The sequence below is a fragment of the Halococcus hamelinensis 100A6 genome (assembly GCF_000336675.1).
GTDB lineage: Archaea > Halobacteriota > Halobacteria > Halobacteriales > Halococcaceae > Halococcus > Halococcus hamelinensis.
Window position 1 is genome coordinate 37,449 of sequence record NZ_AOMB01000007.1, and the last position, 20,703, is coordinate 58,151.

The 20,703-nt window shown below is 64.8% G+C and carries 22 protein-coding genes and 1 tRNA gene; 7 read left to right on the top strand and 16 right to left on the bottom strand.

Features of this window, described 5'->3' with window-relative positions; all coding sequences use genetic code 11:
* Position 1: 1 nt before the first annotated feature.
* The gene (locus C447_RS17120; protein ID WP_237713323.1) at positions 2–1,648 is read left to right on the top strand and encodes a DNA cytosine methyltransferase; all 1,647 of its coding nucleotides are present in this window, start codon (positions 2–4) and stop codon (positions 1,646–1,648) included.
* 657 nt (positions 1,649–2,305) lie between these two features.
* Positions 2,306–3,313 carry an HNH endonuclease gene (locus tag C447_RS02630; protein WP_237713322.1) on the top strand — a complete coding sequence of 336 codons (1,008 nt, stop codon included), beginning with the start codon at positions 2,306–2,308 and terminating at the stop codon, positions 3,311–3,313.
* Here the strand turns inward: C447_RS02630 and C447_RS02635 are convergent.
* From C447_RS02635 to C447_RS02660, 7 genes are all read right to left on the bottom strand, one after another.
* Complete coding sequence (locus C447_RS02635; protein WP_007690623.1) at positions 3,310–3,495, bottom strand: hypothetical protein; 186 nt, start codon at positions 3,493–3,495, stop codon at positions 3,310–3,312. The two genes, C447_RS02630 and C447_RS02635, sit on opposite strands and share 4 nt — an antisense overlap.
* Positions 3,492–4,376, bottom strand: a complete 885-nt coding sequence (locus C447_RS02640) for a hypothetical protein (RefSeq protein WP_007690625.1) — start codon at positions 4,374–4,376, stop codon at positions 3,492–3,494. The genes C447_RS02635 and C447_RS02640 overlap by 4 nt, the downstream gene beginning before the upstream one ends.
* Before the next feature lie 152 nt (positions 4,377–4,528).
* Positions 4,529–4,705 carry a hypothetical protein gene (locus C447_RS17845; protein WP_153300667.1) on the bottom strand — a complete coding sequence of 59 codons (177 nt, stop codon included), beginning with the start codon at positions 4,703–4,705 and terminating at the stop codon, positions 4,529–4,531.
* A gap of 54 nt (positions 4,706–4,759) precedes the next feature.
* On the bottom strand, positions 4,760–5,059 hold the full coding sequence (locus C447_RS02645; RefSeq protein ID WP_007690627.1) for a hypothetical protein: 300 nt from the start codon (positions 5,057–5,059) through the stop codon (positions 4,760–4,762).
* Positions 5,060–5,548: 489 nt separating this feature from the next.
* On the bottom strand, positions 5,549–7,207 hold the full coding sequence (locus tag C447_RS02650; RefSeq protein WP_007690628.1) for a DUF7845 domain-containing protein: 1,659 nt from the start codon (positions 7,205–7,207) through the stop codon (positions 5,549–5,551).
* A 78-nt stretch (positions 7,208–7,285) separates the two neighbouring features.
* Positions 7,286–7,357, bottom strand: a tRNA-Thr gene (locus tag C447_RS02655).
* 42 nt (positions 7,358–7,399) lie between these two features.
* A complete protein-coding gene (locus C447_RS02660) occupies positions 7,400–8,047 on the bottom strand; it encodes a DUF7114 family protein (RefSeq protein ID WP_007690630.1) in 648 nt (215 codons plus the stop codon).
* Positions 8,048–8,106: 59 nt separating this feature from the next.
* On the opposite strand from C447_RS02660, the gene C447_RS02665 reads away from it, so the two are divergent.
* Positions 8,107–8,796, top strand: coding sequence for an enoyl-CoA hydratase/isomerase family protein (locus tag C447_RS02665; RefSeq protein WP_007690632.1), 690 nt, complete (start codon positions 8,107–8,109; stop codon positions 8,794–8,796).
* A 3-nt stretch (positions 8,797–8,799) separates the two neighbouring features.
* Here the strand turns inward: C447_RS02665 and C447_RS18410 are convergent, their stop codons facing one another.
* The 3 genes from C447_RS18410 to C447_RS02680 form a co-directional block, all read right to left on the bottom strand.
* Positions 8,800–9,471 (bottom strand): hypothetical protein, encoded by a 672-nt coding sequence (locus tag C447_RS18410; RefSeq protein WP_152416129.1) that lies wholly within the window; start codon positions 9,469–9,471, stop codon positions 8,800–8,802.
* Between the two features lie 67 nt (positions 9,472–9,538).
* On the bottom strand, positions 9,539–10,390 hold the full coding sequence (locus tag C447_RS02675; protein ID WP_007690635.1) for an NAD+ synthase: 852 nt from the start codon (positions 10,388–10,390) through the stop codon (positions 9,539–9,541).
* A gap of 130 nt (positions 10,391–10,520) precedes the next feature.
* Entirely contained in the window at positions 10,521–11,360 is an 840-nt protein-coding gene (locus C447_RS02680) for a DUF63 family protein (RefSeq protein ID WP_007690637.1), read from the bottom strand.
* 81 nt (positions 11,361–11,441) lie between these two features.
* Between C447_RS02680 and deoC the strand changes: the two genes are divergently transcribed.
* Positions 11,442–12,083 (top strand): deoxyribose-phosphate aldolase, encoded by a 642-nt coding sequence (gene deoC, locus C447_RS02685; RefSeq protein WP_007690639.1) that lies wholly within the window; start codon positions 11,442–11,444, stop codon positions 12,081–12,083.
* Between the two features lie 7 nt (positions 12,084–12,090).
* Here the strand turns inward: deoC and C447_RS02690 are convergent, their stop codons facing one another.
* A complete protein-coding gene (locus C447_RS02690; RefSeq protein WP_007690641.1) occupies positions 12,091–12,375 on the bottom strand; it encodes a hypothetical protein in 285 nt (94 codons plus the stop codon).
* Positions 12,376–12,496: 121 nt separating this feature from the next.
* Positions 12,497–13,363 (bottom strand): winged helix-turn-helix domain-containing protein, encoded by an 867-nt coding sequence (locus C447_RS02695; RefSeq protein WP_007690643.1) that lies wholly within the window; start codon positions 13,361–13,363, stop codon positions 12,497–12,499.
* Positions 13,364–13,447: 84 nt separating this feature from the next.
* On the opposite strand from C447_RS02695, the gene C447_RS02700 reads away from it, so the two are divergent.
* Together C447_RS02700 and C447_RS02705 are read left to right on the top strand one after the other, a co-directional pair.
* Positions 13,448–13,954, top strand: coding sequence for a protein-tyrosine phosphatase family protein (locus C447_RS02700; protein WP_007690646.1), 507 nt, complete (start codon positions 13,448–13,450; stop codon positions 13,952–13,954).
* Positions 13,955–14,025: 71 nt separating this feature from the next.
* A complete protein-coding gene (locus C447_RS02705; protein ID WP_007690648.1) occupies positions 14,026–15,300 on the top strand; it encodes a tRNA (N(6)-L-threonylcarbamoyladenosine(37)-C(2))-methylthiotransferase in 1,275 nt (424 codons plus the stop codon).
* A gap of 33 nt (positions 15,301–15,333) precedes the next feature.
* Here C447_RS02705 and C447_RS02710 read toward each other — a convergent pair whose 3' ends face one another.
* Positions 15,334–16,236 carry an HFX_2341 family transcriptional regulator gene (locus C447_RS02710; protein ID WP_007690650.1) on the bottom strand — a complete coding sequence of 301 codons (903 nt, stop codon included), beginning with the start codon at positions 16,234–16,236 and terminating at the stop codon, positions 15,334–15,336.
* 142 nt (positions 16,237–16,378) lie between these two features.
* Here C447_RS02710 and C447_RS02715 point away from each other — a divergent pair, with 142 nt between their 5' ends.
* Positions 16,379–17,767 (top strand): MFS transporter, encoded by a 1,389-nt coding sequence (locus C447_RS02715; RefSeq protein WP_007690652.1) that lies wholly within the window; start codon positions 16,379–16,381, stop codon positions 17,765–17,767.
* A 28-nt stretch (positions 17,768–17,795) separates the two neighbouring features.
* On the opposite strand, the gene C447_RS02720 is transcribed toward C447_RS02715, so the two are convergent.
* The 3 genes from C447_RS02720 to C447_RS02730 form a co-directional block, all read right to left on the bottom strand.
* Positions 17,796–18,140: a tRNA-binding protein gene (locus C447_RS02720; RefSeq protein WP_007690653.1), complete on the bottom strand. Its 345-nt coding sequence runs from the start codon at positions 18,138–18,140 to the stop codon at positions 17,796–17,798.
* A 75-nt stretch (positions 18,141–18,215) separates the two neighbouring features.
* Positions 18,216–19,667, bottom strand: coding sequence for a sodium:solute symporter family protein (locus C447_RS02725; protein WP_007690654.1), 1,452 nt, complete (start codon positions 19,665–19,667; stop codon positions 18,216–18,218).
* Entirely contained in the window at positions 19,668–19,916 is a 249-nt protein-coding gene (locus C447_RS02730; RefSeq protein WP_152416130.1) for a hypothetical protein, read from the bottom strand.
* Positions 19,917–20,703: the final 787 nt, after the last annotated feature.

The following is a 20,703-nucleotide window of genomic DNA, read 5'->3' on the forward strand; positions in this document are numbered from 1 at the left end:
GATGCGGTACCAGAGCTATGTCGACTTCCTTACGAGTATCCCCGGAATTGGACAGGATGATGGATGGTGGCTCCTGCAGACAGCCTTCGATAAACCGGTTTGGCCGACAGATCCTTGCGTCGATGAACTTCTGTGTGCACTCGGATTGCTTGATCCAGATAATTTGCACACATCTGAAAGTCGTCGCCAAGTTCTTGAAGAAGAACTGACCGACCGTCAGATTGCTCCTCTCTATCGGGCACTTGCCACGCACGCAGTTACTGCAGGAACAGATGTTTGTGGAGAAGACTGCGAAATTCGCAAGTTCCTACTTACACATCGCCTTCGACAGCAACAGAAGGACCGAAATGGCCCAACCGTTGTCGACCTCTTTTCCGGAGCCGGTGGCCTTTCATGTGGATTACGCCGAGCGGGCTACGATATCGAATGGGCGATCGATATTAATACAGACGCTGTGGCGACGTATCGACTGAACCACCCCGAAATCCCCCACCAAAACGTCGTCTGCGGGGATGTCCGCGAGGTTGATCTTACGGCAAGAATCCAAGATGCCGTAAGCGAGCCCGATTTGCTAGTTGGTGGCCCACCGTGTCAGTCGCTCTCAAAGGCAGGATATCGGTCGCGTCGTAGTGCTGACGAGGACTACAGTATCCTTGATGACGAACGGACAACGCTCTACACTCAGTATGTGAAAGCTGTCGAAGAGCTCCGGCCGAAGGGGATCGTAATGGAGAATGTTGAAGGCATGGTCAGTGAGGTGGAAGATACTGGCATCCGTGTTATTGATTGGGTACTCGAGGATATCGAAAGACTTGGCGAAACGGGGCCGGGATATGATGTTGAATTTGAATTGCAGGATATGTCTGAAATCGGCATCCCACAAAAACGAGAACGCGTACTTCTGGTCGGGATTCGCGACGAACTCTCGGAGCATGTAACAGCAGATGAACTGCTAAATGAAATCTCGGAAGGGGGCAAGGCATGGGATATCCAGCAAGGGCTATCTGGGCTCCCCCGCCTTCGGCGAGGGGAGGGTGGAAGAGTCCTCTCGAAGACGGGACGTGGCCCTAAAAGTGGCTACGTGAGTACTCATAGTCTCAATAAAGGAACTAACCTCTGTTTCAATCACCGAGCTCGAGAACATCCGATGGACAGAGATCAGATTCTATTTGATGAGGCTCTGAGTCCTGGTGATACTGGATGGGATGTGAAGTATAATTCTGACGGAGAGTATTCGCAATACATCGAATATGATGTCGGAACTATCGAGAACAGGCGCTTTGGGGACAAATACCGTATGCTCGAGTGGTCTAAGCCTTCTCCGACGATCGTAGCTCATCTAGCCAAAGACGCAAATAGCTACGTGTTACCGGATTATTACAGACATGCGTGTTCAAGCCCAGAGCGGGCGGATCCAGAGCGAAATCGTGGTATTACTCCCCGCGAAGCAGCACGATTACAATCATTCTCAGATGATTATATCTTCTTGGGATCCTTCACGAGTTGGTTCAAGCAGATCGGTAACGCAGTACCACCTGTTGCAGGGAAACGAATTGGCCAAGCACTCAGCTCGCTTGTTGAAGCAGGGGAGCCCCTATCAATCAATGCGGACGCATCAAGCTCCGGTCAAGCCGCTTCCGATGACTGAGTTGAGTTAATCCCTCTCTGAACGATTGTCATTGGTTTGGCTCATGATATCATCGGCTATAACGTGATTCCGGCGTCTCTCAGTAGTGGCTTGTGGCCAGATTTTCTTTCCAGTTATGAACGGTTTCGACCACGCCGACGTGAGGAGTCATTCACTCTTTCGCCGGCCGACGAACTGGCCAGTTAGGCTTCCTCCTCAGTGAGGCGGACCATCTTGCCCGTAGAGCTTTCCGCGGGCGCGCATGGGTTCCGCCGATTTCCGCCGAGTAGACCCCCGATGTGGACGCCTGAGAGGCCATCCGGGCACGTCACGATTCGTTTGCGAACCGCCCCGAGCGTTTCGCGAACGCCGGATGGGGTCTCGCCGAAGCTGACGCGCTTCGTGACCTCTCGCGGGCCGGATCGCCGGGGGAAAAGTCACGGCCGTTTTGGGCCGATTTCACCCGGACGATTCTTAAGCGGCGGGGCGTTCCGCCGTCGCTTCGCCGTCGGGCCGGCCGAGGCGTGCCGTCACTCCATCCTATGTCTTCTTAACCAGCGCCTCGGCTCGGATTCAACAGTTCATAAGCCCCGCCTCGCTCACGCCCTCGGTAGGCCGTGGTCTCGGCTCTCGCTCGGGGGCGGGTATCGGATCACGGCTGGCCTCGGTGGGCCGTCGGTGGCCGTGGTCTCGCGGCATGTGGTCGGTGGCCGTGGCCTCTCCGAGGGCGAGCGCTCGGTCTCAGTTGTCAACGCGTCGGCCGGTCATGTAGACCTGCTGCGCGCCGGAGGCGGCGATGGTCTCGGGTGCATCGATCGTGACGCCCTGCGAGAGGACGTGCGCGCTGGTGCCGGCAGCCTTGATGGCGGCTTTCTGCCCGTGGAGCGTGCCGCCGCGGGTCTCCACCTGCTCGCCGCCGATGGACCATTCAAGCGTAACGGCCTTACGGCACTAGGCCTTTTCGGTGGTATGGCCGAATATGGAGAGGCCGCGTACCGAAATGAGCGCGTTCTCCACAACCTGTACGTCGAGGAGGACATGGAGAAGAAAGCCATCGCGGATGTGGTCGGTTGTAGCCAGCGGACCGTCAGGAAGTACGTGCGGGAGTTCGGCTTGAAACGCCGCCATCGGGACCCGGACGTGCTCCGAGAACTCTACGTCGAACGGGGGCTGACGGCCACCCGGACGGCCGAGGAGTTGGGCGTCCACCGAGACACCATCTCGACGGCGCTCGACGATTTCGACATCGAGCGGCACGGGCCGAGCGAATACCGCCGAAAGGCCCACCTGTCGAAGCCCGTTCCGTTGCAGATGTTCGGCGGTTACGAGATGTGGCAACACTCCACCGGGCTTCACACGCCGGCTGAGAAGGTGTTCGTACACCGATTGCTGGCTGTCGCCGTGTACGGGTTCGAGGCGGTCGTCGGTCACGACGTTCACCACGAGAACGAATGCAGGTTCGACAACCGCCCCTCGAACGTCGTGCTGAAGACGCGTAGCGAGCACACCGCCGAGCACAACCCTCGGCACTTCACCGACGAGGAGGCGACTGCGATACGCCGTCGATACGAAACTGACGACGGCGTGACGCAGAAGGCGCTCGCTGACAGCTACGGGGTCTCACGCTCGTTGATTGGGAAGGTGATTCACGGTCGAGGCGGCTATTCGGAGCCAACCCCGTCTTAGTTGTCTACCCGGCGGCCGGAGACGTACACGGCGTCAGCGCCGCTCGCCTCAACTCGCTGCGGAGCGTCGATATTGACGTTCCCGGTGAACGCGTGCCTCGAGGTTCCCGCCGCTTTGACGGCGGCGCGCTGGCCGTGAATTGCGCCGTTGCGCATTTCAACCTCCTCTCCCCCTATGCTCACACACCGTACCACTCGGCGGGCTTGCCGTTCCGCGTTCGGCCGACGTCACACCCGTTGAGCGTCTTCGGGAACGCCTTCCCGGAGAAGGCGGCCTTGCCGTTGCCGCGGAGCTTGCAGTTGATGAACTGGCCCGCGCCGTAGCACTGCGTGATGTAGCCGAGGGTGGCGTTCTTCACGCGGAAGTGGTCGGTCTTGCCGACGATGCCGCCGTTGATGCCGGCGTCCATCTTGTGCCCGTTGCCTTCGACGTGGAGGTGGGCTTGCTCCTTGAGTCGGAGCGGGCCGGTGTGGATGCCGGGGCCCTCGCCGCGGGTGTTGCTCACCTGCTCGAAGTCGACGTCGTGGAAGCAGACTCGGGGCAGCATGTTGAACGCCGTCTGGACGTTCGCGACGTCGCCGCCCGAGCCAACGTCGAGGTTGATGCGACGGGTGGAGTACATCGGCCGGGAGACGAGGCCGATGTCGGGGTCGGTCTCCTCCAGCACCATCCACGGCACGCCGTCGTCGTCGACGGGGACGCCGGTGATGTTGTCGATGAGGTCGCCGAGACCGCCCTCGGCCAGCTCGGCGGGCAGGTCAACGTCGATGTTGTCGTCGGTGGTCTTGGGTGGTTCGGGCGCGTTGGCGATGGGCTGGGAGTCACCTGAGCCCGCGCCCCACGGGGTCCACTCGCCGAAGCCGGTGAGGTCGTCGACCCGCTGGCCGTTCGGCTTCACGGCGAAGACGCGGTCCCGGTCCTCGACGGAGAGGCGGACCCGCGCGCCGGTGTAGGCGATGGTGTCGGTGCCGTTGTAGAGCGAGCCGGTGACCCGAAGGTTGCCGTTCGGGAGTTCGACTACTCGGTCGGCTTTGTCGATCGTCGCGCCGCGCTCGGCGCTCATTTCGGCGTCGCCGTCGATGTCGAGGATGTATTCGACGGGGCCGGAGTCCGATGCTCGGGGTCGGTCAGGGTGAACAGATGTGGCATTTGCGTTGCTCTCGGTTGTGGTCGTGCTGCTGCGGGGTGGTCGTCAGTCGGTACACTGCGGGGGTGCTATCGGCTCGTGCGTCGGGCGCGTGCCGATGGGCCGAACACGGCGGGGGTCTTGTCGTCGCCCGCCCATTTGGAGCCGAAGATTCGATTCCATACCTCGTCGGCCACCGGGATGGCGATGACGAGCGCCGCCTCGAAGGTCGCCCCGGAGAACTCATTGCCGAGGAGGTAGACCATGACGTCGGCGGCGAAACCGATGAAGACGGTCTTGCCAGCGTACTTAAGGTTGGATTACTGTGTTCGTGCCGCCGCGGCTGAAGCGCGCTGTGTAGTAGGGTTGAATACCTCGATGACCTCGCGGCTCTTTTCGTGATCCTCGGTCGTGATCCGTTCGACCACGGCCTCTTCCCCGTTCTCGCTCAGATAGATCCGGTGCTCGGCGTGGTCGCCGTCTTTGGTGAGGCCCATTGTCGAGAACGCCCACGCTTGGTGGTCACCGTCGGCCCACCGCGTGGTGTGGATTGCCCACCGCTCGCCCCAACGCTTGCGTGCCTCGGCTTCCAGCATCGCCACTCTGTTCTCAAGGTCCATACCACGCGAAGGAGGTCGACGAATAAGTATTCAGAGGGCGAACACGTCGGCTACTCGACTGGCCTCAGCTTCGACGTACCCCGAACTCGGCGGTCTTGCCGGCACACTTCAGGTCAGGTTTGCCGAGGCGGCCGTCATTGCTCGTGGACGTCACCCAGAACCCGGGAATGGTGTGGGTGACGATACTGATCGTCGTTTTGAGGTCGTCTTTGGGTCAATGCCTGTCGTTTTGAGTAGTGGGGTCATGGTCGTATCGTGCACCCACTTCTCGATCGCGGGCCAGTAGCCCGCAATGTAGATGTCTGACCAACGAGGCCCATCATATGGGAATTCCCCCTTAGGGAGTGTGCCTAAGGGCACCCGACAAAGGTACATCACCCCGTACCGCGCCGAAGGTTCCACTCGATCCATCCGAAACGGGGGTTCACGCGCGGAGAAAGAGGGGGTTTCAGAGGCTCGAGATAGCGTTGCCACTCGCTGCGCGCCGCGTCAGCTGAGGGCCGTCACCTGACCAGCGGCTGTCAACGGGAGATCCATCTTGCCATGCGAGGCCGTCCCGACCTGCCCCGCTTCGCCGTTCTGGATCCAGCGAGCGATCCCGTTGACGAACCTACGCCTTTTGCGACCCGAGCGGAGCCACGCCCTCAGCCCCTTGCGGACCACCGCCTTCATGTCCGCGTCGTCATTGACAGTCCCGTAGTCAAGCGTAATGGGTGAGATACCATCCCGCGCGTCGGGCAGGAGATCGTCGACGGCTGGCCCGTACTCGGCGAGATACGCCGACCATGCCGAGGAACCGCGCTCGCCGTCCTTCTGGATGGTGGTGCTCGCGGTTGAGAGCAGGCCGGTAAACTGGTCGGCGTAGAACTCGCTGGCGAAGCCGATCGTGCCGTTGTTGTTTGTCACCACCTCGCCGAGCGCGTCGAGTAGTCGGTAGACTGTGGAGCGCGAGCGACCGATGGTCTCAGCGAGCGCTGTCACGTCCTGTTTACCGTCGTTGGTGAGCGCGCGGAGCGCCGCCTGCTCGGTGTCGTTCGCGCTAGGATCGTCGGCGGTGGGGTCGCCGAGCAAGATACGTCGCGCCTCCACAAACTGCTCGTCACGCATGGCCGTTGTCGGATCCTCAATGAGCATGAGCGAGCTCACCGAGTCGTCTGGATCGAAGTAGGCGTCCTCAATGTAGGTTTCACCTACAGGCCGCGTTGGGAGGCCGGCCCACGACAGCAGGTTGAGCAGTGTCTCGTCCAGCTCACGTCGAAGGGTGGCGCGCTCGGCCCACGGCACTGACCCCGAGGTAGTGGAAGTTGTCTTGATCGAGACGCCGATCTTCGGATGATAGAGCGGGTCCTCGGAGTCGTGGCGTGGGTGCTTGGGATGGTAGTGTTTGATGCACTTACCGTACTGGTGCGTCGGGATGAGTGACGCGCACGCCGCCGAGTCAAGCACGACACGGTGGTGGAAGCCCTCGACGCCGTTCCGGTCGTCCTCACGTAGCTCCCGGAACTTACCCTTACCGTCAACATAGCGGAAGATACGCTGCATCGGACTATCGGTACCGAATATGCTCTCTGCGAGGTCGCGACGGGTGCGGACATAACGCTCGAACGCAAAGACGTTGGAGTAATCGTGGGGCTCAACTACGTACTTGGCGTTGATACCGAGCGCGGAGAGCGTCGGACCGAGCAATCCGAGATAGTCGTCCAACGGTATGTTCGCGCCCTGTGCCGTCACATTGATGCCGGTCATGTCGGGCATTCCCCGAATCTGTGAACCATCTTCCTTTCGCATGTCGGGCCAACGCGGCGAGATATTGTAGTGGACCTTCTTCTCACCGTTCAACGGATCCTCGTTAGATACGACGTGAAGTTCGTACTCGTGAACGTTTTCGATGCGAAAGTTCGGGTCATCGCGCGGAGCGAACGGGCAGTCACTGTACCCGAGCGTGGCCGTCCACTCTTCGTCATCGTACTGGAAGGAGACACTATCCGTGCCGCTACCTCTGTCGACTACGGAGTAGAGCACATAGAAGGGCTGAAGCTCGTATTCGGTGAACAGCAAGTTCGCGCCGGCTTCGTGCGGCGCGGGGTCCAAGAAGAACCCCCTTTTCCGCTCTGAGACTCCGACGGACTCCGGAGCGGACGTGCTCACGCCCGAGACCCCCGACAGTAAACCGGCCAAGCGTAGCCACTCTGCCTTGTCGTGGTAAGATGTGAAGGATTTGTTATGAGCCTAGGCCGGGATTTGAACCCGGGGTCTCGTCCTTACCAAGGACGCGCTTTACCGCTAAGCTACCCAGGCGCCATCCACGACTATCGGCGAATCGCGTTTATCCGTTTCGATTCACGGATCGGTCGCCGACCCGACGCCCGCCGGTTGGACCCGAGTGTCGACGTGGGCGGCGAGCGATTCGCGGGTCGTGGGGTCGAACGCGTCGTCCGCCGGCGGGAGTTCCCCGTCGAACGACCCCGCGAGGTCGGCGACGAACTCGCGACACGCCGCCGAGGGGTGGGCGTCGACCGCCGTCAGGCCCGCGACGAGCGCGAGGTCGAGGACGTCGGCTTCGAGCGGGCCGACGGGGTCGTCCGCCGGCGAGGCGGCGGTCCGGTCCCGGCCGAACGCCCGGACGGTCTCGACGGCGCGCTCGGCGGCTTCCGTGCGCGCGAGGAGGTAGAACCCGCGGGCGACGAGGACGTCCGCCACGAGGACGTCGAGGTTCGCGTCGGTGTCTCCGTCCTCCCACGGCGCGTCGTGGGCCAGCGCGCGGGTCAATCGGAGCCCCTCGTAGATGAGTTGGGTGCCCGCGGCGCGGGTGGCGACCGTCTCGAAGCCGACCGGCTCGTCGGCGGCGCGTGCCGATAGGACCACGAGAACGCCGGGGGCCATCGACCCGCTCTCGACGACCGTCTCGATGGCGTCGCGGAACGCACCGGGGTCGACGTCACGGACGGCCTCCCGTGCGGCACGACGGACGTGGGAGGCGTCATCCATCGGGCTGAAAGAGGCGCGCGGAGGGCAAAGGCCTTTGGAAACCGTACACAGTCGTCGACATGATACGCATCGAAACCGACGGTCGCGTCGGCTCGCTGACGATCGACCGCCCGGAGAAACGGAACGCGCTCACCGCCGACGCGCTGACCGCCCTCGAAACCGGGATCGAACGGCTCGAAACCCCCGTCGTCCGTCTTCGCGGCGCGGGACCGGCCTTCTGTGCGGGGGCCGACCTCGAAGCGGTCGCGGCCCTCGACGGCGAACGCGCGGCCGAGTTCGCCCGACGCGGACAGCGGGTCGCGAACGCCATCGAGGGGTCGTCGTCGGTCGTGGTCGCGGTCGTCGACGGCCCGGCGCGCGGCGGCGGGGTCGAACTCGCGCTCGCGTGTGACCTCCAGGTCGCCACGCCCGACGCGACGTTCGCCGAACCCGGCGTGAGACTCGGGCTGTTCGGCGCGTGGGGCGGCACGCACCGCCTCCCCGACGTCGTCGGGGACGGCAACGCGCTCGACCTCTCGCTCACCGGACGGGTCGTCGACGCCGACGAGGCGCTTCGGATGGGACTGGTCTCGCGGGTCGTCGAGGACCCGGAGACGGTCGTAGCCTCGGTCGCGGGGAACGACGCCGCCGCGCTTCGAGCGGTGAAGGAACGCCTCCGCGACGACGCGTCGGCAGCGACCCAGGACGACCGTGAGGCCGAGGCGTTCGCGGGACTCGTCGAGCAGCAGGACCTCGCGAACCGCGGCTGACGGTTATCGGCGACGCCAGCGGACGAACGCAATCGCGCACGCTGCGACGACGATCCCGAGAAGCGCGACGGAAACGAGGTCGTTGCCCGTCCCTTCGCCCTGAGTCGTTACATCCGAACCGAAGATCGACCAGTCCGCTTTGACCGCGATTTCGACACAGTCGATCTGTCGGGGAACCGCCGCTCGCACGTCGTTCACTGCCCACGGTTTGACGCTGACCACGACCTTCTGCGTCGATTTGCCCCGAATCGTAGTTTCCTCCGATGTAGTTATCCACGTGGATTCGACGACGGACGTGTCGTCCACCCACTCTGGGAGACGCCTGTTGACGACCCGATCGACGTGATCGACCCGGTTAGTGTAAACCAGCCACGCGGCAGGAACGGTCGCGGTTTCGGCGACCTGCGTGCCGGACATTAGCGTCGGCACGCTCACGTTCCCGCGGGTCGACGCCGAGACCGAACAGTTCCCGGCCAGAACGGAGGAGTTGAGCGGCACTGTGACGTTACTCTCGTTTCTGACAGCGGTTCCCGCGACCGACCCCTGGCCCGACGTGTTCGCTGGCGTGGTAGTCCCCACCTGATTGACTGACCCGGTCGCGACTGCAACACCGGCAACGAGGCTCACACAGGCCGCCCCGACGACCAGCAACGTGACGACCGTCAGTCGTTTCATACGACGAACCCAAGCGGTATCGATAAATACCTCCCGGTGTTGCAAGAATCGACCCGACGAACGCGACCTATTCGAGCGCATCGGGTGCGGGCGGCATCTCACGTTTGTGTTCGCTCCGGGCCACGAGGGTATCGACGGTGTCGATCTGTTCGGGGTCGATGTCGAGCTCGCGCGCGGTCGCGGTCTTCGAGAGCGGGCCGTCGACGTGGAGCGCGAGCACCGCATCGAGGGTGTCGTAGTTCATCCCCATCTCCTCTTCGTCCGTCTGGCCGACCCACATCCCCGCCGTCGGGGTCTTCTCCACGAGGTCGTCGGGCACGCCCACGTGGCTCGCGAGCTGGCGGACCTGCTGTTTGTAGAGGTTGCCGATGGGGTGGCAGTCCACCGCGCCGTCGCCGTACTTGGTGTAGTAGCCCGCGAGCGCCTCGCTCCGGTTTCCGGTGCCGAGCACGATCCGGTTCTCGTGGTTGGCGACGAAGTAGTTGAGCACCGCGCGGGTCCGAACCCGGACGTTGCCGACCGCGGTTCTGAGTTCCTCGGATTCGACCTCGTCGCCGACGGGTTCGGGGAACGCGTCGACGAACGCGTCCACGATGGGTTCGATGGCGATCACCTCGTACTCGATCCCGAGGTCCTCGGCGACGCGCTCGGCGTCGCTCATGTTGTCGTCGGCGTTGACCTCGCTCGGCATCACGATGCCGTGTAGTCCGTCCTTCCCGAGGGCGTCGACGGCGAGGTAGGCCATCAGGGTGGAATCGATGCCGCCCGAGAGCCCCAGCACGCCGCCGTCCGCCCCCGCGTCCGCGACGGTGTCGGCGACGAAGTCGGTGATCCGGTCCTTCGTGGCGTCGAGTTCGTCGTCGGAAAACGAGAGGTCGAGCGGTGCGTCGGGCCGGACGGCAGAGTCGGTGTCGGACATTACCGGTCGTACGGATTCGCGTTACTAATAGCTACCACCCGACGCACAGGAATAGCCGTTCGATCGATCGTTTCCGGTCGTGACGGGGCCAAATCCGGGAAAGCGACGAAAGCGCTCGTCGGGGAGGCTCTCACGACGCAATCGTGAACAGGAGGAGGTTGTGTGCGCCGGGACCGAGCCCCACCGCGGCGACCGCACCGAGCAGGAGGTAGCCCTCGCCGGGTTCCTCGCGAACGTAACTCGCCAAGAGGACGAGCACCGCCGCCGCGAGCGCGAGTTTGACGACGACGAACAGCCAGCCGGCCCCCAGAAGGGAGGCGGTCGGAAGCGTGGCGGCGAACTCGATGATCGCCCGGGAGAACGGCGAGCGCTCGCCGAAGCCCAGCACGTCGATCCCGACGGCGGTCGAGACGCCGTCGAGCGCGTGGCCGAGAACGCAGAGCCCCCCGACCGCGCCGGTCACGCGGGTCGCGGGCACCAGCCGTCGGATCGCCACCCAGACCGCCGCCGCACAGACGACCGCGACCGCCAGCGCCACCCCTGGCCACACCGGTTCGAGGTCCGGCGCGCTCATCGCGAGCGCCCAGCCGACCACGACGACCGCCAGAACGGCACCCGAGAGACCGACCACGCTCGGGACGGATGGGGGCCGCCAGCGGTCGGCGGGGAGGCCGGCGGCCGCGCTCGCCGCCCAGACCGCGCCCGCGAGCACCGCGACCGAGACGTAGACCGTGGGCGAGGAGAAGAAGGGTTTGAGAAGGAACGAGGACGTATCGTGGACCTGATAGAGCACGTAACAGGACGACCCGACCACCATCCACGGCGCGAACGAGACCACCACCCGGTCGGTGACGCGCGGCCCGACCCGGCGGAGCGCGAGCGCCACGCCGGCGAGCGCGAGCACGAGCACGACGAGATAGGCCACCGGCGGCAGCGTCGAACCCTCGGGGAGGACCTGGAGGATCTGCATAGCGAAATCGGCAGTGGGGCGGGCGAAAGCGTTGCGGTCGGCCGACCGCGGAGTTATCCGGATCGACCGTCTCACGCGGGCATGGACCGCACCGCGCTCGCCGCCGCCGTCGACCACACGGTCCTGGGTCCCGAAACCACCCCAGGGGACGTCGAACGGGTCGTCGGCGAAGCCGCCGAGTACGGCATGAACGCCTGTGTACCGCCGTGCTATCTGGACATCGCCCGCGAGGCGGGACCCGACGTCACCCTCGCCACCGTCGTCGGCTTCCCGCACGGCCAGCACGCTCCCGAGACCAAACGCGACGAGGCGGTGCGGGCGTGGGAGGTCGGCGCGGACGAACTCGACGTCGTCCTCAACGTCGGGCGGCTCCGCGCGGGCGAGGACGACGCCGTGGCCGACGAACTCGCCGAGGTGGTCGCCGGCGTGCCCGTCCCGGTGAAAGTCATCATCGAAGCCCCCCTCTTGGGCGACGAGGAGAAACACCGTGCGTGCGAGTGCGCCGTCGCCGCCGACGCCGACTTCGTGAAGACCGCGACCGGCTTCGCCGGCGGCGCGACCGTCGCGGACGTCGAACTGATGAGCGAGTACCTCCCGGTGAAGGCCAGTGGGGGAATCGGCAGTTACGAAGCGGCGAGCGGGATGTTCGAAGCGGGTGCGGAGCGGATCGGTGCGTCGAGCGGCGTCGCCATCCTCGAGGGGTTCGACGCGGCGAACGAGTAGGGAGGCGCTACTCGACGGCCTCGATGGCGCGAACCACGCCGCTCACCACGAGCCACGGCACCGCCCAGAGCCCGACGAACCCCGCGACCGTGGCCGCGAGCACGCCGCCGAACGCCGGGATGCCGTAGACCACCAGCCACACGGCGAGGAGCGCGAGCGCACCCCCCGCCAGCCAGCGCAGCGCGGCCGTGATGGACGCTCCCGCGCCGCCAGGGGCGGGGATCCGACCCCCGAAGTCGGTGCTCGACCGCTCGATACGCCCTCCGGTATCCGCGAAGCCATCGTAGTTCATCTCTACTCCATCGTAGTCCACCGTTCCCAATAAGTGTTATCTGAAATACATTTCTGTAATCCGTTCAACCGAAGGCGATTTATGTAAGATTTCAAATCTTTCGGGAGTTCGGGCGGCGGAACTACTCGCGTGTCACGTCGAGCACCCGCACGTCGCCGTCGATGGTGAGCGAGAGGGTCTCGTCGTCGGCGGGGATCGTGAACCGCACCCGCCAGGGGTCGGTGGAGTCGACCACCACGTACTGGTCGTCCCAGAGGTACTCGATCTCCCAGGAGGGGGTGCGCCGGACGTCGATGCCGTGGTCGTAGAGGAAGGCGACGACGGGAGGCGAGGACTGGAAGGTCTCGCCGACGGCGGTGTGCATGTCGGCCCCGCAGCGCCGGCAGGTGTGGACGACCGTCGGCGGGTCGTCGGGGTCCTCGCCGGCGACGAGTTCGGAGGTCCGTCGGCCGAAACACCACGTACAGAGGCCGTCGACAGCGAGCGCGGTCTGGGCGCGCATCCAGCCGTCGTAGACCCAGAGGAGGTCGTCGGTGTCCCGGCCCGCGAGGGTTCCCGGCGGAAAGGGGAAGTCGTGGAACTCGATCCCGCAGTCCGGACAGCCGATCACGACGTACTCGTGGTCGTAGCGCGCCACGAGGGTCGCCCCGCAGTCGTAGCACTCGCCGTCGAGGGCGAACGGCTCAACGCTGTGTTCGTCGGCGAACGACGCGAGCATCGACCGACAGACCGCGAGGCCGCTGAACAGGAGGGCATAGCCCTCGTCGGTCCGGTAGATGAACCGTCCGGTGAGCTGTTTGAGGTGGTAGTTGAACCGGCCGCTGTCGCCGAGCCCGACCCGATCGTTGAGGTCGGAGAAGGACACCACCCGGTCGGGGGAGTCGTAGAGCGCGAACAGGATCCGGATCCGGGTCTCGCTCGCCAGGGTCCGAAACGCACTTTCGAGGCGGTCGGTCGGCACCGTGGCCGCCGTGGTCTCCTGTTTCATTGCTCGCTCCGGCAGGCGGTGATCGTCATGGCGGTGAGTGGAATCGGGTCATGATAAACGCACGGCACGAGGCGGAGCCGACTTGTGCGGGCGAGCCGAGCCGTCGACGTGGTTCGGGACGAGAACCGTTCGCTGATACGGCCGTTCGGCTACGTCGAGGACTACCCAGTGGTCCGCCGCATCGGCGAGTACGACCTGTTCCTCGGGAACCGGCTCGCGGCCGACCCCAGCCATCACGACCGGGAGTTCGCGTTCGTGCTCACGCTCGCCGGCGACGCGGAGCCGCTGACGACCCATCACTGCCCGCTCGTCGACGGTCCCGGTAACGACTGGTCGGCGTTCGAGACCGCCGTCGACACCGCTCGACGGCTCTTTCGCCGGGACGGCTCCCTCTTGGTCCACTGCACTGCCGGGGTCTCGCGGAGCAGCACGGTACTCGCGACGACCCTGGCCGCGGAGGAGCGGACGAGCCTCGCGGCGGGGTTCGATACCGTGCTCGACGCGCGCCCGTCCGCCGTCTCCCACCCGGCGCTCCGCGAACTGGCGGTCGTCTATCTCGCCGCTCGGGCGGAGTCCCCGTCTCGCGGGTGAGGCCGCGCTCGCGGGTGAGGCCGCGAGTCCGTCGCGTTTTTGCCCGCGCGGCCCCGAACGACGGTGACCGGATGGCCAGCTATCACATCGAAACCTACGGCTGCACCGCGAACCGCGGCGAGAGCCGCGAGATCGAGCGCCGGCTCCGCGACGGGGGTCACCACCCCGCCGAGGGCCCCAAAGCAGCCGACGTGGCCATCCTCAACACCTGCACCGTGGTCGAGAAAACCGAGACCAACATGCTCCGGCGGGCACGCGAACTGGAAGAGGAAACCGCCGACCTCGTCGTCACGGGCTGTATGGCGCTCGCCCAGGGTGAGCAGTTCGCCGACGTCGACGCCCGGGTCTGTGGCTGGGACGAGGTCCCCGAAGTCGTCCGGAACGGCGAGTGTCCCACCACCGCCCCCGGTACGGAACCGATCCTCGACGGGGTAGTCGGGATCCTCCCGATCGCGCGGGGCTGTATGAGCAACTGCTCGTACTGCATCACGAAACACGCGACGGGGAAGATCGACTCACCACCAATTGAAGAGAACGTCGAGAAGGCCCGCGCGCTGGTCCACGCCGGCGCGAAGGAGATCCGGGTGACGGGGCAGGATACGGGTGTCTACGGCTGGGACGAGGGCGAGCGAAAGCTCCACCGGCTCCTCGACCGGATCTGCGACATCGAGGGGGACTTTCGAGTACGCGTCGGGATGGCGAACCCGAAAGGGGTACACGGAATTCGTGAGGAGCTCGCCGAGGTCTTCGCGGAAAACGAGAAGCTCTACGACTTCCTCCACATCCCAGTGCAGTCGGGCAGCGACGACGTGCTCGGCGCGATGCGCCGCCAGCACCAGGTGCGCGAGTTCCGCGAGGTGGTCGAGACGTTCGACGCACACCTCGACCACTGGACCCTCGCCACCGACTTCATCGTGGGTTTCCCCACGGAGACCGACGCCGACCACGAGGCCTCGATGGAGCTCCTCCGGGAGACGACACCCGAGCGGATCAACGTCACGCGCTTCTCGAAGCGCCCCGGCACCGATGCCGCCGACATGAAGGGACTGGGTGGGACACTGAAGAAGGAGCGCTCGTCGGCGATGACGGACCTGAAGATGGACGTGGTCGAGAACGCCTACCGCTCGATGGTCGGCGAGTGCCACGAAGTGTTGGTGGTCGAGCAGGGAACCGGGGATTCGGTGAAGGCCTACGACGAGGCCTACCGCCAAGTGATCATCCGCGAGGCGGACGAGCGCGGCATCGAGCCCGGCGACGTCGTGGAGGTCGTGGTGACCAGTCAAAACACGGTCTACGCGTTCGGCGAGCCGGTCTGGGCCGAAGCCGACCCCGCTCCCGTCGTGTGAGCGCGCGGTCGGGGTGGTCGATGGCTGTCGGGATCACTCCTCCGTGGCCGTCGCGTCGTCGGCGTGCGAGCGCACCCAGAGTTCGCCGATCCGCGAGAGCTTCGTGCGGTGGGATTTGCCCCGTGAGTCCTGTTCGATGTAGCCCTTGTCGCTCGGCCCCAGCCTGTCGACGTTGTAGATGACCTTCGAGCGGAAGCTGTCGGTGTACTCCTCCGCGAGTTCACGCGCGAGGGCCTGTGCGAGTTCGGAGACGCTCTCGAACGGGCCGTCCTCGCCGAGTTTGAACAGGATGAGCTCCTCGAAGGGTTTGACGTTCGAGAAGGAAGCTACGGGAATTTCGAGGATGTGGCTCCCGTCGACGGCCTTCGCGCCGATGGTGGTGCCGCGCTCGTCGAACTCCGCGAGGAGGTCCCGGGCGCTCTCGACACGCTCGCCGATCCGGTCGTCGTCGAGCTCGGTGTCGAGGTCGTCGAGGAGGTCGGTCTGGCGGCGGAGCTCCTCCGCGAGCTCGGTTTCGAGGTACTTCTCCGGCACCGTGTAGTAGGTGTGGATCCGCTCGCGGTCCTCGCTGCGCTCGACCCCGATGGAGTGGGCCGCGGTGGCGAACGCGAAGCTCACGGGCCGGGGCATCGCGCTGACGTTGGCCCAGACGTCCCGGCCCGCGTCGAGTTCGGCGTTGATGAGGCCGTAGGCCTGCTCGAACGCCGCGTCGTAGTCGTAGACGTCCTCGACGACGAACCGCTCGGTTTCGGCCCCCAGGAGGTTCCTGAAGTCCTGTTCGAGCTTCGCCGCGAGGTTTCGGGAGTACTCGACGTTCGCGGCGCTCCCGACTGCGCCTTCGAGGAGGATCACCCGGTCGACGTCGAGCTTGTCCCGGACCAGCGGGGCGATGAGCCGGTCGTAATCGAACCCGACGGGGACGATGTGGGTCTGCATACACGACCTACCCGTGAACGACGAATAAACGTTGTCGAGCGGTTTCGAAGAAATAGAGTCTTCAAAGTCGGCTATTTCTGTAGACGACCCGTACAACTAAGTGAGAAAGGATCTGTGTATTCGATAGAGGCGATCGAACACGATGGAACGAAACGAAGCGGTCACCGTCTCGGAAGTACTCGACAGAATTCCCGTCGGGCGGTTTCACCACCGTCTGCTGGCGATCTGCGGCGGCGCGTGGGCGTTCGACGGGATGGAGGTCATCATCATCAGCTTCACCCTCCCGGTGCTCATCGGCGCGTGGGGGCTCTCGGGGCTCACGGCGGGGCTGCTGGGCGCGGCGAGCTTGATGGGGATGATCGTCGGCAACTGGTGGTGGGGCTGGTACGCCGACCGCCACGGTCGGAAGGGGGCCTTCCAGTGGACGGTGTTGATCTACTCGGTGTTCACCGGGCTGACCGCGCTCTCGGTCGGGTTCTACTCGGGCTTCGGGCTTCGATTCCTCACTGGCGTCGGCCTCGGCGGCGCGCTCGCGGTCGACACCTCCTATCTCTCCGAACACCTCCCGACGGATCGCAGAGGACGGTATCTGGTCTACCTCGACGCCTTCTGGCCGATCGGGAACGTGCTCGCCGTGGCGCTCGCGTGGGTCTTCCTCGCCCAGCTCCCCACCAACGGCATGGTCGCCCTGCCGGTACTCGGTGCTGTCGAGGGCTGGCGATTGCTGTTCGTGAGCGCTTCCATGCCCGCGCTGCTCGTGTTCGTGATCCGCTCACAGCTCCACGAGACGCCGTACTTCCTCGCGCAGTCGGGCGATCTGGAGGCGGCGAACGACCGGCTCAGGACGATCGCCGAGACCAACGGCGAGTCCTACGAACCGATCGAGGGTCCCGTCACGACCCGTCCCGCCGCCGGGATCCGACGGCTGTTCGAGGCGGACCTCCGGCGGCGAACCGTGATGATCGCGGTCGCGTGGTTCGCCATCAACTTCGGCTACTACGGGGTGTTCATCTGGCTACCCCAGACCGTGGGCGCGTCGGGGGTCGTGGGGAGCATCTACGGCTACTTCATCCTCATCGGGGTCGTCCAGATCCCGGGCTACTTCAGCGCGGCCTACCTCGTCGAGCGGGTCGGCCGAAAGCCCACGCTCGGCGCGTACCTCGTTCTCTCGGGCGTCTTCACCTTCGTCTTCGCCGCCTCGATGCCGGGGGTAGACTTCCTCGGGCTCGGACTCTCGGGCTTCTGGCCGTTCTTCGGCGGACTGCTCGCCGCCTCCTTCTTCACGCTCGGCGCGTGGGGCGCGATCTACGCCTACACGCCCGAACTCTTCCCGACGAACGCGCGCGCGACCGGCAACGGCTTCGCGGGCGGTGTGGGAAAGATCGCCGCCGTCATCGGCCCGATCCTCGCGGGGGCACTCGTCCCGCAGGGCTATCTGGTCGCACTCCTGCCCCTCGCCGCGGCGTTCGTCGTTGGAGGAGTCGTGGTGCTCGCCTTCGGCCGCGAGACGATGGGCGAGCCGCTCACCTGAGCCGCTGAACCGTCCGATATTCGCCGAATCAGTACACCCGCGTTCCGTTCTCGACCTCGCTCTCGGGCTGGAGATGGATCACACCACCATCACCATCATCCACACCGGTGACGAGACACTGGCTCTCGAAGCCCGCGATGGTGACCGCCCCGAGGTTCGTCACCGCGACGACCTGGCGACCCACGAGGTCGTCCTTCTCGTAGCGGGTCAGCCCGGCCGCCGACTGTCTGGTCTCGCCGCCGAAGTCCACCTCGAGTTTGTAGACGTCCTTTCGCGCCTCGGGGAACTCCTCGACCGAGACGACCTCGCCGATCCGCATCTCGACATCCGAGAGAAACGTTTCGGGATCGATGTCGGGTTCGTCGATGCCCATGCGCCGCCATTGGGTTCGGGATGTATGATTCCAGCGGAGCTTTCGCCAGCGTTCCTCGACGGAGCGGACCGCCGTCTACGCCGAGAGGATCTCGTCCGCCAGGTCCTTCGCGTAGGTCGACGTGACGCTGCTCACGGCGACGAACACGACGACCGTGACGACGAGGCCGATGAACCCGTAGTACAGACCGAACTCGTACCGGCTCGGGATCCAGCCGAGGAAGTAGCCCAGCACGACGGCCTCGCCGACCACCATCGACGCGATACTCCCCTCGGCGGTGGCCCCGTCCCAGTAGAGCGTGAAGTACAGCGTCGGGGCTATCGGGCCGTGCATGACGACGGCGAGCGCACCGAGCTGGAAGATGGTCGCCGGCCGAATGTACGCCAGAACGAGGGCGACGGCGATCAGCGCGAAGAGGATCACCTGCGTCGCTTGGACTTCCCGCTTCTCGCTCGCGTCGGGATTGATGTGCCGCCGATAGATGTCACGGCCGATCAGGGAACTCAGCGACAACAGAAGCGAGTCGGTCGTGGACATCAGCGCCGCGACGGCTGCCGAAAGGATGATCCCGGACACGACCGGCCCCGTGATCTCAAGGAAGACCTCCCCGATCGCGTAGTCGGGGTTCTGGATGTCCGGGACGATACCGATCGACCAGACGCCGATGACGATCCCCGCGAGCGACATCAGGAGCCCGAGGATCGGGAGCAGTACCGCCGACCGCTTCATCGAACGGGTCGAGTCAGCAGCCAGGAACCGCTGGAAGAGGTGTGGGAGACTCGTCGATGCGACGGCGAACCCCAAACCGAACGTGACGACGAACAGCGGCGTCCACGACCCGACCGGTCCCTCGAACGTGAACAGGTCGGCGTTCACGTTCTGAACGCCACTCACCAGTTCGCCCGGCCCGATGATGACCAGTATGGCGACGACCGCACCGATGAGACTGAGGAACATCATGGACCCCTGTATGGTGTCGGTCCAGGCGACGCCGAGCATCCCGGAGACGTGGATGTAGATGGCCATGAACGCCGCCATCGCGACGATGGCGTAGACGTACGGCACGTCCATCAGGATGTTCAGCGCGACCCCGCCGCCGATGATCTGGACCGTGGCGTAGCCGATCAGGGCCAGCGTCGTCAGCGCGATGTAGACGATGGGCACGACTTCGTTGTCGAATCTGGCACGGACGTACTCGGCGGGCGTGATGTAGTCGAATCGGTCGCCGACGCGCTTCACCTTCGTTCCGAAGGACGCGAACATCGGCCCCCAGAAGACGACGTTGATGATGAACACGGCCGCCACGCCGAGACCGGTCCCTCTCGCCTGTGCGCCGAGCCCGAAGAAGGTGAACGAACTCAGGATGGAGGACATCAACGTGAAGAGGAGGATGACGGTGCCGAGGCCCTTATCGGCCACGTAGAAGGAGCTCGGCGTATCCTCGATGTAGCGTGAGGCGAACAGTCCGATGCAGAGTACCCCCAGCATGTAGACCGCGAAGACGACCGTTTGGACGACGGCGACCATTCACTTCACTCTCGACGTCCGCGTCGTTCGATCGGCGGAGGCGCTTCCAGGGTTGGTGATGAAGACGACGACGAGGGCGTACATCACGAGCGCGACGGCGAAACACACCCAGAACCAGACCGGAAGCCCGAGGAAGAACCCATCGAGCGACCCCGCCAGCGGGGCGACGACGAACGGGAACATCGTCACCACCACTAGCGCGACCAGTGCGGTCCACTGAACCGAGGTGAGGTGTATGTTAACAGCCATGACTACCGTAGCGTATATCTCCATCAAAAAAGTTCTGGTTCGTTAATGATGGTTGTCCAGTCGTCCACTCGGTTGGTCGCGGTCGCGCGCACCCGGGAACGGTGACAGACCGTGTCCGGACCCGATACGAACACCCTCGCGGTCATCGCTGTCGATGCGCCCGCCGCCCGTCACGAGCGCGGTCCTGTCGGCGAGTCCGAGATCCATAGACGAGGGTTCGCCGGGTTCGATCAAAGCGAGCGCTCCCGTGATGATGGGCTGTGGATGGCGGCTCGGCCGACTCGGGAGGGGACCCGCTGATGCGGTGGTGGTTGCGGCGCGGGAGCGGCACGGTAGTGGTTGCGGCGCGGGAGCGGCACGGTAGTGGTTGCGGCGCGGGAGCGGCACGGTAGTGGTTGCGGCGGTGGTGGACGGTTGGCGCGCGCTCGCGGTCGTGCGCGAACGGGCGTGAGCGCGCGACCGCGAACACTGCGCGAGGGATGACGGAGACGAGTGAGCGACGCGAACGAGTCGACGGAATCGGCTGGGGAGGCGTGTGGCCGTCGCGGGGTGGTGCTGTGCGGTAGCGGGGCGGTCTCTCAGTTGCGTCGTGCGAGTTGGTAGTCATAGTACTCATCCGATAGATCATCCTCCTTAGGCGCTCGCCCCGATACCAACCCTCATTCGGGCAGCCGTGGAGCGGTGCGATTGCGGGGCGGTCCCTCAGTTGTGTCGTGCGAGTTGGCGATCGCGTCAAACATCTCCCTCGGTCATCCCCCCTTGGCGCTCGCTCCGATACCAACCCTCA

Coding starts and splice junctions, on each gene's coding strand:
- C447_RS17120 (WP_237713323.1), top strand. CDS start 2: ATGCGGTACCAGAGCTATGTCGACTTCCTTACGAGTATCCCCGGAATT.
- C447_RS02640 (WP_007690625.1), bottom strand. CDS start 4,376: ATGAGCGCCGAGCGCGGCGCGACGATCGACAAAGCCGACCGAGTAGTC.
- C447_RS17845 (WP_153300667.1), bottom strand. CDS start 4,705: ATGGTCTACCTCCTCGGCAATGAGTTCTCCGGGGCGACCTTCGAGGCG.
- C447_RS02645 (WP_007690627.1), bottom strand. CDS start 5,059: ATGGACCTTGAGAACAGAGTGGCGATGCTGGAAGCCGAGGCACGCAAG.
- C447_RS02660 (WP_007690630.1), bottom strand. CDS start 8,047: ATGGATGACGCCTCCCACGTCCGTCGTGCCGCACGGGAGGCCGTCCGT.
- C447_RS02665 (WP_007690632.1), top strand. CDS start 8,107: ATGATACGCATCGAAACCGACGGTCGCGTCGGCTCGCTGACGATCGAC.
- C447_RS18410 (WP_152416129.1), bottom strand. CDS start 9,471: ATGAAACGACTGACGGTCGTCACGTTGCTGGTCGTCGGGGCGGCCTGT.
- C447_RS02675 (WP_007690635.1), bottom strand. CDS start 10,390: ATGTCCGACACCGACTCTGCCGTCCGGCCCGACGCACCGCTCGACCTC.
- C447_RS02680 (WP_007690637.1), bottom strand. CDS start 11,360: ATGCAGATCCTCCAGGTCCTCCCCGAGGGTTCGACGCTGCCGCCGGTG.
- deoC (WP_007690639.1), top strand. CDS start 11,442: ATGGACCGCACCGCGCTCGCCGCCGCCGTCGACCACACGGTCCTGGGT.
- C447_RS02690 (WP_007690641.1), bottom strand. CDS start 12,375: ATGAACTACGATGGCTTCGCGGATACCGGAGGGCGTATCGAGCGGTCG.
- C447_RS02695 (WP_007690643.1), bottom strand. CDS start 13,363: ATGAAACAGGAGACCACGGCGGCCACGGTGCCGACCGACCGCCTCGAA.
- C447_RS02705 (WP_007690648.1), top strand. CDS start 14,026: ATGGCCAGCTATCACATCGAAACCTACGGCTGCACCGCGAACCGCGGC.
- C447_RS02710 (WP_007690650.1), bottom strand. CDS start 16,236: ATGCAGACCCACATCGTCCCCGTCGGGTTCGATTACGACCGGCTCATC.
- C447_RS02715 (WP_007690652.1), top strand. CDS start 16,379: ATGGAACGAAACGAAGCGGTCACCGTCTCGGAAGTACTCGACAGAATT.
- C447_RS02720 (WP_007690653.1), bottom strand. CDS start 18,140: ATGGGCATCGACGAACCCGACATCGATCCCGAAACGTTTCTCTCGGAT.
- C447_RS02725 (WP_007690654.1), bottom strand. CDS start 19,667: ATGGTCGCCGTCGTCCAAACGGTCGTCTTCGCGGTCTACATGCTGGGG.
- C447_RS02730 (WP_152416130.1), bottom strand. CDS start 19,916: ATGGCTGTTAACATACACCTCACCTCGGTTCAGTGGACCGCACTGGTC.